The organism is Streptomyces sp. NPDC034049 (genome assembly GCF_055575575.1).
Genome location: NZ_JBVISJ010000005.1, coordinates 82,196 through 98,492, shown reverse-complemented (window position 1 = coordinate 98,492; position 16,297 = coordinate 82,196). Strand labels below are relative to the sequence as shown.

The 16,297-nt window shown below is 70.4% G+C and carries 12 protein-coding genes and 1 riboswitch; of the genes, 10 read left to right on the top strand and 2 right to left on the bottom strand.

The genetic code is table 11. The features are described 5' to 3' along the window. Window positions 1-257: 257 nt before the first annotated feature. From ACZ52C_RS16710 to ACZ52C_RS16665, 10 genes are all read left to right on the top strand, one after another. Entirely contained in the window at window positions 258-1,274 is a 1,017-nt protein-coding gene (locus ACZ52C_RS16710; protein WP_469075414.1) for a nucleoside triphosphate pyrophosphohydrolase, read from the top strand. Between the two features lie 88 nt (window positions 1,275-1,362). Further along, window positions 1,363-2,652, top strand: coding sequence for a cytochrome P450 family protein (locus tag ACZ52C_RS16705; RefSeq protein ID WP_469075413.1), 1,290 nt, complete (start codon window positions 1,363-1,365; stop codon window positions 2,650-2,652). 219 nt (window positions 2,653-2,871) lie between these two features. Then, window positions 2,872-3,909, top strand: a complete 1,038-nt coding sequence (locus tag ACZ52C_RS16700; RefSeq protein ID WP_469075412.1) for a transglycosylase family protein — start codon at window positions 2,872-2,874, stop codon at window positions 3,907-3,909. Window positions 3,910-4,091: 182 nt separating this feature from the next. After that, window positions 4,092-4,291, top strand: a riboswitch (cyclic di-AMP (ydaO/yuaA leader). 4 nt (window positions 4,292-4,295) lie between these two features. Next, window positions 4,296-4,982: a transglycosylase family protein gene (locus tag ACZ52C_RS16695; RefSeq protein ID WP_469075411.1), complete on the top strand. Its 687-nt coding sequence runs from the start codon at window positions 4,296-4,298 to the stop codon at window positions 4,980-4,982. A gap of 423 nt (window positions 4,983-5,405) precedes the next feature. Then, a complete protein-coding gene (gene eno, locus ACZ52C_RS16690; RefSeq protein ID WP_469075410.1) occupies window positions 5,406-6,686 on the top strand; it encodes a phosphopyruvate hydratase in 1,281 nt (426 codons plus the stop codon). A 120-nt stretch (window positions 6,687-6,806) separates the two neighbouring features. Then, window positions 6,807-7,289, top strand: a complete 483-nt coding sequence (locus tag ACZ52C_RS16685) for an FtsB family cell division protein (RefSeq protein ID WP_469075409.1) — start codon at window positions 6,807-6,809, stop codon at window positions 7,287-7,289. Window positions 7,290-7,347: 58 nt separating this feature from the next. Then, the gene (locus ACZ52C_RS16680; protein ID WP_469075408.1) at window positions 7,348-7,917 is read left to right on the top strand and encodes a DUF501 domain-containing protein; all 570 of its coding nucleotides are present in this window, start codon (window positions 7,348-7,350) and stop codon (window positions 7,915-7,917) included. Beyond that, a complete protein-coding gene (locus tag ACZ52C_RS16675) occupies window positions 7,914-8,855 on the top strand; it encodes a Ppx/GppA phosphatase family protein (RefSeq protein WP_469075407.1) in 942 nt (313 codons plus the stop codon). Before ACZ52C_RS16680 ends, ACZ52C_RS16675 begins: the two co-directional genes overlap by 4 nt. 491 nt (window positions 8,856-9,346) lie before the next feature. Then, window positions 9,347-10,729: an NAD(P)/FAD-dependent oxidoreductase gene (locus ACZ52C_RS16670; protein WP_469075406.1), complete on the top strand. Its 1,383-nt coding sequence runs from the start codon at window positions 9,347-9,349 to the stop codon at window positions 10,727-10,729. Window positions 10,730-11,060: 331 nt separating this feature from the next. Further along, window positions 11,061-12,362 carry a class I SAM-dependent methyltransferase gene (locus tag ACZ52C_RS16665; protein WP_469075405.1) on the top strand — a complete coding sequence of 434 codons (1,302 nt, stop codon included), beginning with the start codon at window positions 11,061-11,063 and terminating at the stop codon, window positions 12,360-12,362. 69 nt (window positions 12,363-12,431) lie between these two features. Here the strand turns inward: ACZ52C_RS16665 and ACZ52C_RS16660 are convergent, their stop codons facing one another. Together ACZ52C_RS16660 and ACZ52C_RS16655 are read right to left on the bottom strand one after the other, a co-directional pair. Next, window positions 12,432-14,972 (bottom strand): ABC transporter permease, encoded by a 2,541-nt coding sequence (locus ACZ52C_RS16660; RefSeq protein WP_469075404.1) that lies wholly within the window; start codon window positions 14,970-14,972, stop codon window positions 12,432-12,434. A 103-nt stretch (window positions 14,973-15,075) separates the two neighbouring features. Further along, window positions 15,076-15,846: an ABC transporter ATP-binding protein gene (locus ACZ52C_RS16655; RefSeq protein WP_469075403.1), complete on the bottom strand. Its 771-nt coding sequence runs from the start codon at window positions 15,844-15,846 to the stop codon at window positions 15,076-15,078. Between the last annotated feature and the right edge of the window lie 451 nt (window positions 15,847-16,297).

Sequence of the window (16,297 nt, the reverse complement as noted above, 5' to 3'; positions counted from 1 at the left end):
GGTGGCGCCGGGCCCGGCGGTCGAGGGAGCCGACGGGGCGCCGGGCCGAACCGGTGCGGCGCCAGGACGGTCGAGACCCTCCCGTCTCGCCGGCGCGGCGGCGCCGCAGGAGCGGTGCTGCTTCGCCGCCACCGGTGCCCCCGGCCGACCCGCCCTCACCGGTCCCCCCGGGCCGGTCCGCTCTGACTTGCTCGCCCTTTCCGCAGGGGCTGTGGACAACTTCGGGGGTCGTCGGTGACGTGGGTTACGTTCGTGGGGTGAACGCACACCGCCCCGGCGGCGACCCCGCCCCCACGACCCCCGAGACGTCGTCCTCCGACCCCGGCCGGGTCGTCCTGCTCACCACCAGCCACCGCGTGGCACCCGGCCTGCTGTCCTGGCCCGCCTGGCAGGCACTGCACGGGGCGGACCGTGTCCTGTGCGCGGACGAGGCGCACCCCCAGCTCCCGTATCTGCGCGAGGCCGGCGTCACGGTCGAGCGGGCGACCCCGACGGCCGAGGAACTGGTCGACGCCTGCGCCGGCGACCGCACGGTGGTCGTGGTGGCCACGGCCGAGGGCGAACCGGACCTCACCGACGGCCTCGCCCGCCTCGCCGGCTCGGGCCGCGTCCGGATGCCGTCCCTGGAGCTGCTCCCGGCGTCGTACGACCTCCCGGGTGCCCGCCTCCTCGACCTGGTGCAGGTCATGGACCGCATCCGCGCCGAATGCCCCTGGTCCTCGCAGCAGACCCACAAGGGTCTCGCCAAGTACGGCATCGAGGAGGCGTACGAACTCGTCGAGGCCATCGAGGAGGGCGACCGCGACGAACTCCGCGAGGAACTGGGCGACGTCCTCCTCCAGGTCGTCTTCCACGCCCGCATCGCCGAGGACGACCCCGACACCCCCTTCTCCGTCGACGACGTCGCCGCCGGCATCATCACCAAGCTCATCCACCGCCACCCCCATGTCTTCGGCGACGCCACGGCCACCACCCCGGAGGAGGTCAAGGCGCACTGGCTGCGCACGAAGGCCGTGGAGAAACGCCGCGAGTCCGTGACCGACGGAGTCCCCCTGGGACAGCCCGGCCTCGCCCTGGCCGCCAAACTCTCCTCCCGCGTCCGCACGGCCGGCCTCCCCGTCCCGATACCCCAGGGCCACGGCATCGGCTACGAACTCCTCACCCTCGCCGCCCGAGCCGAAGCGGAGGGCACAGACCCGGAAGCGGCCCTGAGAGCGGCGGCCCGCACCTACCGCGACGCGATCCGCTCCGCGGAGGGCCTGGACGAGCGCTGACAAGCCCCGGAGCGAGAAGACCCCCGCCCCGGTGCGAGGGAGGCCGGGCCGTGACGGCGGTCGTCGGGGGGCCCGCTACCGTCGACGGGTGAGCGATCGTCCCTCGTCCCCCAGCCCCGCGCCCTCCCTCTTCACCTGGGAGTTCGCCACCGACCCCTACCCGGCGTACGCCTGGCTCCGGGAGCACGCCCCGGTGCACCGGACCCGGCTGCCCAGTGGTGTGGAGGCCTGGCTGGTCACCCGTTACGCCGACGCCAAGCAGGCCCTCGCCGACGCGCGTCTGTCGAAGAACCCCGCACATCACGACGAGCCCGCCCACGCCAAGGGGAAGACCGGTATCCCCGGTGAGCGCAAGGCCGAGCTGATGACCCATCTGCTCAACATCGATCCGCCGGACCACACACGGCTGCGCCGACTCGTGTCGAAGGCGTTCACGCCCCGCAGGGTCGCCGAGTTCGCCCCCCGGGTCCAGGAGTTGACCGATCAGCTCATCGACCGCTTCGCGGAGACCGGCGAAGCCGATCTCATCCACGACTTCGCCTTCCCCCTGCCCATCTACGCGATCTGCGACCTCCTCGGCGTGCCCCGCGAGGACCAGGACAACTTCCGGGACTGGGCGGGCATGATGATCCGTCACGGCGGCGGCCCGAGGGGCGGCGTCGCGCGCTCGGTGAAGAAGATGCGCGGCTACCTCGCCGACCTCATCCACCGCAAGCGCGAAGGCCTCACCGAGCACCCCGCCCCCGGCGAGGACCTCATCTCCGGCCTCATCCGCGCCTCCGACCACGGCGAGCACCTCACCGAGAACGAGGCCGCGGCCATGGCCTTCATCCTGCTCTTCGCCGGCTTCGAGACCACCGTCAACCTCATCGGGAACGGCACCTACGCCCTGCTCACCCACCCCGACCAGCGCACCCGCCTCCAGACCTCCCTCACCGCCGGGGAGAGCGCGCTGCTCGAGACCGGCGTCGAGGAACTCCTGCGCTACGACGGCCCCGTCGAGCTGGCCACCTGGCGCTTCGCGACCCGCCCCCTCACCATCGGCGGGCAGGACATCGCCCAGGGCGACCCCGTCCTCGTCGTCCTCGCCGCCGCCGACCGCGACCCGGCCCGCTTCGAGGACCCCGACACCCTCGACCTCTCCCGCCGCGACAACCAGCACCTCGGCTACGGCCACGGCATCCACTATTGCCTCGGCGCCCCCCTCGCCCGCCTCGAAGGCCAGACCGCCCTGGCCACCCTCCTCACCCGCCTCCCCGACCTCCGACTGGCGGTGGAACCGGCCGATCTGAGATGGCGGGGAGGGCTCATCATGCGCGGATTGCGCACGCTTCCGGTGCAATTCACCCCGCAGGGGCGGTCCGAGGGCATTTCGTGACCCGGGTCATGAGCGGTACGTAGTAGTACCCGGGCAGCCCGTAGCACTACCGCATTCCGCGACGGAAAGTGACACTCCCTCAAGTCCGTGATCTTCACGTGATCTGCGCTGCATTAACTTGTGACAACTGATCGACTCCCGCTACGTTCACACGTCAGTGCGAAGGGGTCACCCCACACCCTTCGCACCGGCCACTGCTGTCGCGTGAAAGGCAACCGCATGCTCTCCGGGAACGGTCGACACCGTCGCCCCCGTCAGGCTCCCGCTCTCCTCGTCGCCGCCGGAGTGACCGGCTCGGCCATCGCGATCCCCCTGCTCGGCGCCACCGGCGCGAGCGCGGCCAGCGGAACCACCTGGGACCAGGTGGCGGAGTGCGAGAGCGGTGGCTCCTGGAGCGCGGACACCGGGAACGGACGCTACGGCGGCCTCCAGCTCACCCAGGCGAACTGGGAGAAGTACGGCGGCCTCGACTACGCGACAAGCGCCGACCAGGCCAGCCGCTCGCAGCAGATAGCCGTCGCCGAGAAGGTCCTCGCCGACCAGGGCGTAGGCGTCTGGGCCACCTGCGGCCTGCTCCACAACCTCGACGGCGACTCCGGTTCCGCCGACGTGGACACGGGCGTCGCGGACGACTCGACGAAGGCGGGCGGTTCCTCCGGAACGTCCGGTTCTCCTGATTCATCCGATAGGTCTGGCTCTTCGGACTCATCCGATTCCTCTGACTCTTCTGGTTCGTACGATTCCTCCACTTCCGCCGAAGAGGTCGACGGGTCCGACTCGGCCAAGTCCGCCGACTCGACCCCCGAGGCCGTCGAGGGGTCCACCAAGGCCAAGGCCGACGCCGACTCGGGCGATTCCACGGACTCCGAGGGTGCGAATGCGGACAAGTCGTCACAGAGTGACGACTCTTCGGCCGGGGGGAGCGAAGCCGGTACCGGTCGCCATCGTGGCGCCAGCGCCGACGAGGACACCGCCGACGCGGAGGCCGGCACGGACGCGGCCGACGGCTCCCGCACCGCCGACCCCGCCCCCTCGGGCCGTCACGCCTCCCGCGGCGGCGACGCGGCGCGGGAGGCCGTGGACGGCGCCTACACCGTCCGTGCGGGCGACAGTCTGACGCGGATCGCGAACTCGCTCGACCTGAACGGCGGGTGGCGCGAGCTGTACTCCGAGAACGAGAGCACCGTGGGAACCGACCCGGACCTCATCCTTCCCGGTCAGACCCTTGAAGTCGGTGCCGAAACGGGCGAAAAGTAGCGACAGTTCGCGTCACTTTTCGCCCCTGAATGCCCGTTTTGATCTAGGTGGGAGATGAATCACAGACCCCCTGATCGTCTTTGAAATCCGGGCAATCACGTGTTTACGGTCGTGACCGCTCGCCACAGCGGGCCCCTGCGGTCGGTACGCCGAATCCTGCCAACGGCCGCAAGGAACAGTCGTCGCGTCAAGCGCCGTAGGCAGGAGCGGGGGACCCAAGGTAAGTGCCGGGTCCGGTGGTTGCGGCCCTTCGGGGGCGTACGTCCGGAACCGGCTCGGGGTGAAGCCGCGCGACGTGAGCCGAGAGGCGAGCGGGCGCGGCCGGGCAACTCAACCGGCCCGAACCCGACAGCTCACCTCGCAGGCGTCGGTGAGGGGATCTCTCCATGCTGTTTTCCAGCAAGGGCAAGCACCGCCGTCCGTCCAAGGCCGCTCGTGCCATCGCCGTCGCCGGCGTCACCGGCGCCGCCGCCATCGCAGCCCCGCTGATGGCCGCCGGCAGCGCCTCGGCCGCCACCGCCTCCGAGTGGGACGCCGTCGCCCAGTGCGAGTCCGGCGGCAACTGGTCCATCAACACGGGCAACGGCTACTACGGCGGTCTGCAGTTCTCGGCCTCCACCTGGGCCGCCTACGGTGGTACGCAGTACGCCTCCACCGCGAACCAGGCGACCAAGGCCCAGCAGATCGCGATCGCCGAGAAGGTCCTCGCGGGCCAGGGCAAGGGTGCCTGGCCGGTCTGCGGCAAGGGCCTGTCCGGCGCCTCGTACGACGGCGCCGCCGCCTCCTCCTCGAACTCCGGCTCCTCGCAGCAGAGCACGCAGGAGAGCACCAAGAAGAGCACCGAGGACACCCGCGCCTCCCGCTCCTCCGAGCGCGCCACCGTCGAGACCCCGACCGGCAAGAAGGTCAAGAAGGGCGACGGCGAGTACAAGGTCGTCACCGGCGACACCCTCAGCGGCATCGCCGCGAAGAAGAACGTCAAGGGTGGCTGGGAGAAGCTCTTCGAGCTGAACAAGGACATCATCGACGACGCCGACTTCATCTACCCGGGCCAGCAGCTCCACCTGAGCTGACCCGCGACGAAGGCGACGGTCGCCACGCGTCTGCCGTCCCCCACGGCCGCCCCCACGGCCGGGCAGGCGGGGCGGGTTCGGCTGGGCCGAGAAATCGGGCCGCTTCCCAGCTGAACCACAGCCCGCTCACATCCGTGTCCTCCATGGTGAAGACCTCGTGAGGGCCGTCCCCCCGTCCCCCACGGGCTCCCCGCCCCGGTGCGCATTCCCCCGTACGCACCGGGGCGGGGCTTTTTCATGTCCGCTCCTTCTTTCTGTTCACTTTCTGGCCGACCCCCCTTTGTTCCGGACTGGAACAATGGGTACGGTCTGTCTGTCCACGGGACGGTCGGTCGGCTGCCGACGAGCCCGGGGCGGTTAGGCTCTAGTCGCAAGGCCCGCGGGCCCCGCACTTCCGCGTCACATCCCATGAAGGAGATGCTCGTGCCGTCCATCGACGTCGTCGTAGCCCGGGAAATCCTCGACTCGCGAGGCAACCCCACCGTCGAGGTCGAGGTCGGCCTCGACGACGGCAGCACCGGTCGTGCCGCCGTTCCGTCCGGCGCCTCCACCGGTGCCTTCGAAGCCATCGAGCTCCGTGACGGCGACCCCAACCGCTACCTCGGCAAGGGCGTCGAGAAGGCCGTCCTCGCCGTCATCGAGCAGATCGGCCCGGAGCTCGTCGGCTACGACGCCACCGAGCAGCGCCTGATCGACCAGGCGATGTTCGACCTGGACGCCACCGACAACAAGGGCTCCCTCGGCGCCAACGCCATCCTCGGCGTCTCCCTCGCCGTCGCCCACGCCGCCTCCGAGGCCAGCGACCTGCCGCTCTTCCGCTACCTCGGCGGCCCGAACGCGCACCTGCTGCCCGTCCCGATGATGAACATCCTGAACGGCGGCTCGCACGCCGACTCCAACGTGGACATCCAGGAGTTCATGATCGCCCCCATCGGCGCGGAGTCCTTCTCCGAGGCGCTGCGCTGGGGCGCCGAGGTCTACCACACCCTCAAGAAGGTGCTGAAGACCAAGGGCCTGTCCACCGGCCTCGGCGACGAGGGCGGCTTCGCCCCGAACCTGGAGTCCAACCGCGCCGCCCTCGACCTCATCATCGAGGCCATCAAGGAGGCCGGTTACACCCCCGGCGAGCAGATCGCCCTGGCGCTCGACGTCGCCGCCTCCGAGTTCTACAAGGACGGCGTGTACGTCTTCGAGGGCAAGGAGCGCTCCGCCGCCGAGATGACCGAGTACTACGCCGACCTCGTCGAGGCGTACCCGCTCGTCTCCATCGAGGACCCGCTGTTCGAGGACGACTGGGACGGCTGGAACACCATCACCGCGAAGCTGGGCGACAAGGTCCAGATCGTCGGCGACGACCTCTTCGTCACCAACCCCGAGCGCCTCGCCCGCGGCATCGAGGAGGGCTCCGCCAACGCCCTGCTCGTCAAGGTCAACCAGATCGGTTCGCTGACCGAGACCCTGGACGCCGTCGAGCTGGCCCAGCGCAACGGCTTCAAGTGCATGATGTCCCACCGCTCCGGCGAGACCGAGGACGTCACCATCGCCGACCTCGCCGTCGCCGTGAACTGCGGTCAGATCAAGACCGGCGCCCCGGCCCGCTCGGACCGCGTCGCCAAGTACAACCAGCTGCTGCGCATCGAGGAGATCCTCGACGACGCCGCGGTGTACGCCGGTCGCTCGGCCTTCCCCCGCTTCAAGGGCTGACCCGTACAGGGTTAAGGCTTAGCCAGTCGTACGTACGTCCCCGTACCGGTCCCGTACCGTGTGCGGGGACGTACGTGCGTTGCGCACAGGAGAAGACAGAAGCGGAAGGGGAAGCGGGACATGGCCGTGAAGGACCGGGACCGGGACCGTTTCTCCACCGCGACCCGGCTGAAGGTGCTCGGTGAGCAGACGGCCGCCCGGGTCTACCGCTCCCAGACCAAGCGCCAGGCCCGCCGCTCCCGGCTGACCGGCCGGGCCGCGCTGCTCGCCCTCGTCCTCTGCTCGCTGATCGTGGCGCTCGCCTATCCCATAAGGCAGTACGTCTCCCAGCGCGCCGACATCGCCGACATGCAGCGGCAGCGCGAGGAGGCGCGCGAGCGGGTCGAGGAGTTGCGCGACCTCAAGGCGCGCTGGCAGGACGACGCGTACGCCGAGCAGCGCATCCGGGAGCGGCTGCACTATGTGATGCCGGGCGAGACCGGTTACACGATGATCGACCCGGACGCGGCGAAGCAGTCCCGTACGACACAGGGGGCGGCCGACCGCCCCTGGTACACCAATGTCTGGGACGGGGTCGACAAGGCCGACGCCGCCGACAGCTGAACGGCCACCTTCGTGACCGTCAACCGATGAGCCACACCGAGGACTTGAGTAGCAGGTTATGCAGACCCCTCCGCCGCCCACCCCGCGCACCGAGCCCACCGACGCCGACGTCGAGGCCTTCCAGCAGCAGCTCGGACGCCCGCCGCGCGGCCTGCGTGCCATCGCGCACCGCTGCCCCTGCGGACAGCCGGACGTCGTCGAGACGGCGCCGCGCCTGCCGGACGGGACGCCCTTCCCCACGACGTACTACCTGACGTGCCCGCGTGCGGCCTCCGCGATCGGCACGCTGGAGGCGAACGGCGTGATGAAGGAGATGACGGAGCGGCTGGCGACGGACCCCGAGCTGGCCGCCGCCTACCGGGCCGCGCACGAGGACTACATCGCCCGCCGCGACGAGATCGAGGTCCTGGAGGGCTTCCCCAGCGCGGGCGGCATGCCGGACCGCGTGAAGTGCCTGCACGTCCTCGTCGGCCACTCGCTGGCCGCCGGTCCCGGCGTCAACCCGCTCGGCGACGAGGCGATCGCGATGCTTCCCGAGTGGTGGGCCAAGGGCCCGTGCGTGGTGCCCGCGTCGGCGCCCGAGAAGCCCGAGAACGCCGGGCGGAGCGAGCAGGGGGACGCCCAGTGACCCGGGTCGCCGCCGTCGACTGTGGTACGAACTCCATCCGGCTCCTCGTCGCCGACGCCGACCCGGCCACCGGTGAACTCGTCGAGCTGGACCGGCGGATGATCATCGTGCGGCTGGGCCAGGGCGTCGACCGCACGGGCCGGCTGGCCCCCGAGGCGCTGGAGCGGACCTTCGCGGCCTGCCGCGAGTACGCGGCCGTCATCAAGGAACTGGGCGCCGAGCGGATCCGCTTCGTCGCCACCTCCGCCTCGCGGGACGCGGAGAACCGGGACGAGTTCGTGCGCGGGGTGTTCGACATCCTCGGCGTCGAGCCCGAGGTGATCTCCGGCGACCGGGAGGCCGAGTTCTCCTTCACCGGCGCGACCAGGGAACTGACCGGGCGCACCGACCTCACCCGGCCGTACCTGGTCGTGGACATCGGCGGCGGCTCCACCGAGTTCGTCGTCGGCGACGACCAGGTGCGCGGCGCCCGCTCCGTGGACATCGGCTGCGTACGGCTGACCGAGCGGCACCTCGTCCGCGACGGGGCGGTCGTCGACCCGCCCGCGCCGGAGCAGATCGCGGCGATCCGCGCGGACATCGAGGCGGCCCTCGACCTCGCCGAGCGCGATGTGCCGCTCCGCGAGGCGCACACCCTGGTCGGGCTGGCCGGTTCGGTCACGACGCTGTCCGCGATCGCCCAGGACCTGCCCGCGTACGACTCGGCGGCCATCCACCACTCCCGGATCCCGTACGACCGGGTCCGGGAGATCACCGAGTGGCTGCTGCGCTCCACGCACGCGGAGCGGGAGGCCGTCCCGTCGATGCATCCCGGCCGGGTGGACGTGATCGCGGCGGGCGCCCTCGTCCTGCTGTCGATCATGGAACGGATCGGCGCGACGGAGGTCGTGGTGAGCGAACACGACATCCTGGACGGCATCGCCTGGTCCGTGGCCTAGAGAACGGGCTCGCGGGCGGACCGCCGGGGGTTCTCCCGGCGGTCCGCCCGCGTCTGTGAGGGAGTGTTTACTACTCGCCGGTAGCCTCGCTTGAGCTGTTCGGATAACGTATGAGCGCGTCCGAGGGGTGCTTCCGCCCCCCTCGTCGACCCGGCGCCGAGAAACTTCGTGAAGTTCTTCACAAGAGAATCGCCCCTGTTGAGCGATGTTTTGAGGCTCCACAGAGCGTTCCGGGGTTCCCGGGGGTCAACAGGGCGTCCCCGGCGGGGTTTCGCGGGGGTCTCGTCCGTGTGAAACCGAAGAGTGGTCCAGGGCCCTCAACAGACCGGAACGGCAGTTCACGCGGCCTTGACAACGGTCAAACCTCCCGGCCGGTCCCCTGGTGGACCGTGCCCCCGGCCAAGAGGGCCGCGCAGTGTATCAGAGGGGGTGGGGAAGCTTGTGAAGGGGCGCACGAGCGACCCCCGTATGGCGGGTACATACTCGATGGCATGAGCACCACGGAGCGTCCCAGGATCCTCGTAGTAGGCGGTGGGTACGTAGGCCTGTACGCAGCTCGGCGCATCCTCAAGAAGATGCGCTACGGAGAGGCGACCGTCACGGTCGTCGACCCCCGGTCGTACATGACCTACCAGCCCTTCCTCCCCGAAGCCGCCGCCGGCAGCATCTCCCCCCGGCACGTCGTCGTCCCGCTGCGACGCGTGCTGCCGAAGGCGGAGGTCCTCACCGGTCGGGTCACCACCATCGACCAGGACCGCAAGGTCGCCACGATCGCCCCGCTGGTCGGCGAGGCGTACGAGCTGCCCTTCGACTACCTGGTGATCGCGCTCGGCGCGGTCTCCCGCACCTTCCCGATCCCCGGCCTCGCCGAACAGGGCATCGGCATGAAGGGCATCGAGGAGGCCATCGGCCTGCGCAACCACGTCCTCGAGCAGCTCGACAAGGCCGACTCCACGACCGACGAGGACGTCCGCCGCAAGGCGTTGACCTTCGTCTTCGTGGGCGGTGGCTTCGCCGGCGCGGAGACCATCGGCGAGGTCGAGGACATGGCCCGCGACGCCGCGAAGTACTACAAGAACGTGTCCCGTGAGGACATGCGCTTCGTGCTCGTCGACGCCGCCGACAAGATCCTCCCCGAGGTCGGCCCGAAGCTCGGCCTCTACGGCAAGGAGCACCTGGAGGGCCGTGGGGTCGAGGTCTACCTCAACACCTCCATGGACTCCTGCGTCGACGGCCACGTCGTGCTGAAGAACGGCCTGGAGGTCGACTCCAACACGATCGTCTGGACCGCCGGCGTCAAGCCGAACCCGGTCCTCTCGCGCTACGGCCTGCCTCTCGGCCCGCGTGGCCACGTGGACGCGTCGCCGACCCTCCAGGTCACCGGCACCGACTACATCTGGGCCGCCGGCGACAACGCCCAGGTCCCGGACGTCGCCGCCCGCAAGGCCGGCATCGAGAACGCCTGGTGCCCGCCGAACGCGCAGCACGCGCTGCGTCAGGCCAAGGTCCTCGGCGACAACGTGGTCTCCGGCATGCGGGGCTTCCCGCAGAAGGAGTACGCGCACTCCAACAAGGGCGCGGTGGCGGGTCTCGGCCTCCACAAGGGCGTCGCGATGATCGTCATGGGCAAGATGAAGATCAAGCTGCGCGGTCGCCTCGCGTGGTACATGCACCGTGGCTACCACGGTCTCGCGATGCCGACCTGGAACCGCAAGATCCGGGTCTTCGCGGACTGGACGCTCGCGATGTTCCTCAAGCGCGAGGTCGTCTCCCTCGGCGCCATCGAGACTCCCCGCGAGGAGTTCTACGAGGCGGCGAAGCCGGCGCCGGTCGCTGCCGCGAGCAAGACCGGAGAAAAGGCCAAGGCCTCCTGACCTGTTGACCCGTCCGAAGGGCCTCCCGCCATCCGTGGTGCGGGGGGCCCTTCGGCGTGCGCGGGAGGGGGCGGGGGGTTCGGTTCGTGGGCGGGTGCGGGTGCGTGGGGGCTGGTCGCGCAGTTCCCCGCGCCCCCGAAAAGCAGGGGCTGCGCCCCGAGCTCTTCAGGCCCGCAGGGCCTGATGCCCTTAGGGGCGCGGGGAACTGCGCGAGAAGCCCCACCGGGCCGCACTCGAAGAACACACCTCCCCACGGGAATACGGCACAGCCCCGCAGGTGATTACCGTGGCGTTGGACATTCCGGGATCTGTTGTCACGGAGGTGTGCGCCATGCAGGACGCCGCGTCGCGGCTGAAGACCCTGTTCGAGCAACTGTCGGGGGCCCCGCTCCCGGTCCGGCTGCGGGCCTGGGACGGCTCGACGGCCGGACCGCCGGAGGCACCCGCCCTGGTGGTACGCAACCGCAGGGCCCTGCGCCGACTGCTGTGGAAGCCGGGCGAACTGGGCCTCGCCCGCGCCTGGGTCGCCGGTGACCTCGGTGTCGAGGGCGATCTGTACGCCGTACTGGACCTGGTGGCCGACCAGGTGTGGGAGCGGGACGAGGACGCCCGAAGCCTCGCCGACACCCTGCGCGACCCACGGGCCCGGGCGGCCGTCAAGGGCCTGCTGAAGCTGGCCGGCCCCGCCGTCCTCGTCCCGCCCGAACCGCCGCGCGAGGAGGTCCGCACCCGCCACCGGCACACCAGACGCACCGACAGACGGGCGGTCAGCCACCACTACGACGTCGGCAACGACTTCTACGAGGCCGTCCTCGGCCCGTCGATGGTGTACTCCTGCGCCTACTGGTCCGCCGCCGACGGCACCACCACCCTCGAAGCCGCCCAGCACGACAAGCTCGACCTCATCTGCCGCAAACTCGGCCTGACCCCGGGGCAGCGGCTCCTGGACGTCGGCTGCGGCTGGGGCTCCATGGCCGTGCACGCGGCCCGCGAGTACGGCGTCCATGTCGTCGGCGTCACCCTCTCCCAGGAACAGGCCGTCCACGCCCGCAAACGCGTCGCCGAGGAGGGCCTCACCGACCGCGTCGAGATCCGCGTCCAGGACTACCGCGACGTCACCGACGGGCCCTACGACGCGATCTCCTCCATCGGCATGGCCGAACACGTCGGAGCGGACCGGTACCTGGCGTACGCCGAGGACCTGTACCGGCTGCTCGCCCCCGGCGGCCGGCTGCTCAACCACCAGATCTCCCGGCGCCCACGACGCGACGAGAACGCGTACTCCGTCGACGGCTTCATCGACGCGTACGTCTTCCCGGACGGCGAACTCGCCCCGATCGGCACCACCGTCACCCAGCTCGAACGCGCGGGATTCGAGGTCCGCGACGTGGAGTCCCTGCGCGAGCACTACGCCCTCACCCTGCGCGCCTGGGTCACCAACCTCGAAGCCCACTGGGCGCACGCGGTCGCCCTGGTCGGCCCCGGCCGCGCCCGCGTCTGGCGCCTCTACATGGCCGCCTCCGCCCTCGGCTTCGAACGCAACCGCCTCGGTGTCAACCAGGTACTGGCCGTACGGCCCCCGGAAGGGGGTGCGTCGGGCCTCCCACTGAGGGCCCGGACCTGGGGCGCCTGAACGCACGGACGGGGACGCGTACGGCCATGTACGCGTCCCCGTCCCGTGGGCCCCGTGCCTCCCGCGCGGCTACTCCGACTTGATCGCCGCCAGCATGTTCAGCTTCGCCGCGCGGCGGGCCGGCCACAGCGCGGCCAGGATGCCGACGGTGGCGGCGAGCAGGAGGAAGACGGCCATCCGGGCCCAGGGGACGACCAGTTCGTACGTCGGCATCCGGCTGGCGACGAGTTCACCGGCGGCCCAGCCGAAGAAGACGCCCAGGCCGATGCCGAGGACACCGCCGAAGAGGGAGATGACCAGGGACTCCAGACGGACCATCCGCTTGATGCCCCGCCGGTCGAGACCGATCGCCCGGAGCATGCCGATCTCCTGCGAACGCTCGAACACCGACATGGCCAGGGTGTTGATGACGCCGAGGACGGCGACGATCACGGCCATGGCCAGCAGGCCGTAGAGCATGTTCAGCATCAGCGTGAACATCTTCGCGATGTCGTCGGAGAGGTCCTGTCCGCTCTGGACCTTGATCGCCGGGTTCTCGCCCAGGGCCTTCTCCAGCCGGTCCTTGGTGGCGTCCGAGGCGCCGGACGAGGTCTTGACCATGACCATCATGTCGGCCGGGTCGACGTCGGCGGGCAGCCGTGCGTCGAGCGTCCTGTCGTCCAGGAGGATGCCCCGGATCAGCTCGTTGCTCTCGTACACCCCGGCGACCGTCAGCTTCTGCTTCCGGCCCCCCTCGAACCCGGCGCTGAACTGCGAACCGGCCTCCCAGCCGCGCCGCTCGGCGGTCTCCGCGTCCACCACGACCTGGCCGCCGCCGACCTCGAACGTCCCGTTGTCGAGGGGCAGGTCGGTGAGCTCGCCGATGGCCGCGCCGTTGACGCCCGTGAGGTACTCGGTCTCGCCCCCGATCCGGGACTCGGCGTTGCGCAGCGGCGAGACGGCGGTGACGCCCTCGGCGGCGGAGAGCTTCTTCTCCACGTCGGGGGAGAGGAAGTTGCCGTTGGCCATCGAGACGACGTAGTCCGCCTTGATCGCGTCGGCGGCCATCTTGCCGATGGACTTCTGGAGGCTGCCCGCCATCACCGTCATGCCGGTGATCAGCGTCAGTCCGATCATCAGCGCCGACGCGGTCGCGGCGGTGCGGCGCGGATTGCGTACGGAGTTCTGCCGGGCGAGCTTGCCGGAGATCCCGAAGACCCGCATGAGGGGGGCGGCGGCCGCGATCAGCGGGCGGGACAGCAGCGGGGTGAGGACGAAGACACCGATGATCAGCACCACCGCGCCGATGCCCATCGGTGCCTGCCCGTCCGAGCCCTCCAGCGTGGTGGCGTACAGCACGGTGGCCACGCCCGCGCCGGCGAACAGCGCGCCGATCGTGTTCCGCACGACGAGCGACTTGGTCGTCGCCTTCGCGTGCACGCTGCTCATCGCCGCGACCGGCGGGATCCTCGCCGCGCGGCGGCCCGGCAGCCAGGCGGCCAGCATCGTGATCAGGACGCCCACGAGCAGGGCGGTGGCGACCGTGCCGGGGGAGACCACCAGCGGACCGGCGGGGACGGTCTCGCCGAGCGTGCCGATCAGGGCCCGCATCCCGGCGCCGATGCCGACACCGGCGGCGAGACCGGTGACGGCGGCGACCGCGCCCACCACGAACGCCTCGATCAGCACGGACCGTGTCACCTGGCGGCGGGAGGCGCCGACCGCGCGCAGCAGGGCCAGCTCCTTGGTGCGCTGGGCCACCAGCATCGTGAAGGTGTTGGCGATGATGAACGTGCCCACGAACAGGGCGATCCCGGCGAAGACCAGCAGCGCGTTCTTCAGGCCGCTCATCTCGGCGGCGATCTGCGTGGCCTGGTCGTCCGCGAGCTGCTGACCGGTGGTGGTGTACGCGGAGTCCTTCGGCAGGACCTCGTCGACGGCCTTCTGCAGCTGGGCCTGGCTGGTGCCCGGCGCCGCCGTCACGTTGATCGTGTCGTACTCGCCCTTCATGTGGAAGAGCGTCTGCGCGGTCGCCGTGTCGAACAGGGTGAGGCTGCCGCCGGCGGCGACATTGCCGTCGTCCGTCGTGAAGATCCCGCTGACGGTGGGGGTGAGGACCGGGCCGTCCACCGACAGTCGCACGGTGTCGCCCACCTCGTACCCGGACCGCTTCGCGGTCTCCGAGTCGATCGCGACCTCGTCCGCGCCCTCAGGCGCGCGGCCGCCGTCCTGGATGGGGTACCGGGGGTCGTCCGTCCCCCAGTAGTTCCCGCCCTGCGACTGGAAGCCGCCGCCGATCAGCTTGCCGTCCTTGCCGGCGAGGGCGGTGAACCCGCTCACCACGCCGATCGCCGACTCGGCGCCGGGCGCCCGCTCGACCTTCTTCAGCACCTCCGGGGTGAGCTTCGGCTGCTCGGCGACGGTGTCGCCCTCGTCCGGTCGGTAACCGGACCGGATCGCGACGTCCACGTGGTCGAAGCCCTTGGCCGAGCTCTTCTGGAGCGCGTCCGAGATGGTGTTCGTGAAGACCAGCGTGCCCGACACGAAGGCGACGCCGAGCATCACCGCGAGCACGGTCATGAGAAGCCTGGCCTTGTGCGAGAGCACGTTGCGCAGGGCGGTACGGAACATGAAGGGGTCCCTGTTTCGGGGTCGGGGCGGAGAGGGTGGCAAGGCGCCGGAGTGCGCGTCGGGGCAGGGGGGAGCGGAGGCAGGGGTGGGGTGGTGAACCCCCTCAGCTCGTGCGCCCCTTGGTGTCGAACCTCTTCATCCGGTCCAGCACCAGGTCCGCCGTCGGCTCGTGCATCTCGTCCACGATGCGTCCGTCAGCGAGGAAGACGACCCGGTCCGCGTAGGCTGCGGCCACGGGGTCGTGCGTCACCATCACCACGGTCTGCCCCAACTCCCTTACGGAGTTGCGCAGGAAGCCCAGCACCTCGGCGCCCGAACGCGAGTCCAGGTTTCCGGTGGGCTCGTCGCCGAAGATGATGTCCGGCCGGGAGGCGAGCGCCCGCGCCACGGCGACGCGCTGCTGCTGGCCGCCGGAGAGCTGGGCGGGCCGGTGGCTCAGCCGGTCGGCGAGGCCCACCATGCGGATCACGGTGTCCAGCCACTGCTTGTCCGGCTTGCGGCCGGCGATGTCCATCGGGAGGGTGATGTTCTCCAGTGCGGTCAGGGTCGGCAGCAGGTTGAACGCCTGGAAGATGAAGCCGATCTTGTCCCGGCGGAGCTTGGTGAGCTGCTTGTCCTTCAGCGAGCCCAGCTCGGTGTCGCCGATGCGGACGGAGCCGGTCGAGAAGGTGTCCAGGCCGGCCACGCAGTGCATCAGCGTGGACTTGCCGGACCCCGAGGGGCCCATGATCGCGGTGAACTGGGCCTGCCGGAAGTCGACGGTGACCTGGTCCAGCGCGACCACCCGGGTCTCGCCCTGTCCGTAGACCTTCGACAGTTCCGTGGCGCGGGCGGCCACGGCGGTGGACCGGTCGGCGAGGGGAGTGGTGGTCACGGGTGGGAACTCCTGTCGGGGCGACGGCGTTTGGGGTGTTCGAGAACGACCGAGGGGTCCCGCGGAACTGCCGTGGGCATGCCGGGGCCGTACGTCTGTCGTTTGTGGATGGCTCCATGGTCTCGGCGGAGGGGCGCCGTGTAGTCAGCCGCTGTTCCGGTTCCGGGGGCAGACTTCTGACGGACCGGCGGAGGGCCCGTCATACCTGGGGATGACGAGGGGATCCGACCGGAGTGTGGGGCGCGCGATCGACACGAGTCAGCGCGTCACCGCGCGCGATCCGTGGGGGACCGCTCGTTCGGACGGTGAAATTCCGTCATTCCGCACGCGGCCGGTCGTGCCGTCCGTAAGGCTATTGGCAAGTGCGGATGGCGTGTTCCGTGGGCTGATGCACCCTCAGACGTCAATAAAATAAGACAACATCGGTCCGCTCTTCGACTGTTCGGGGGAA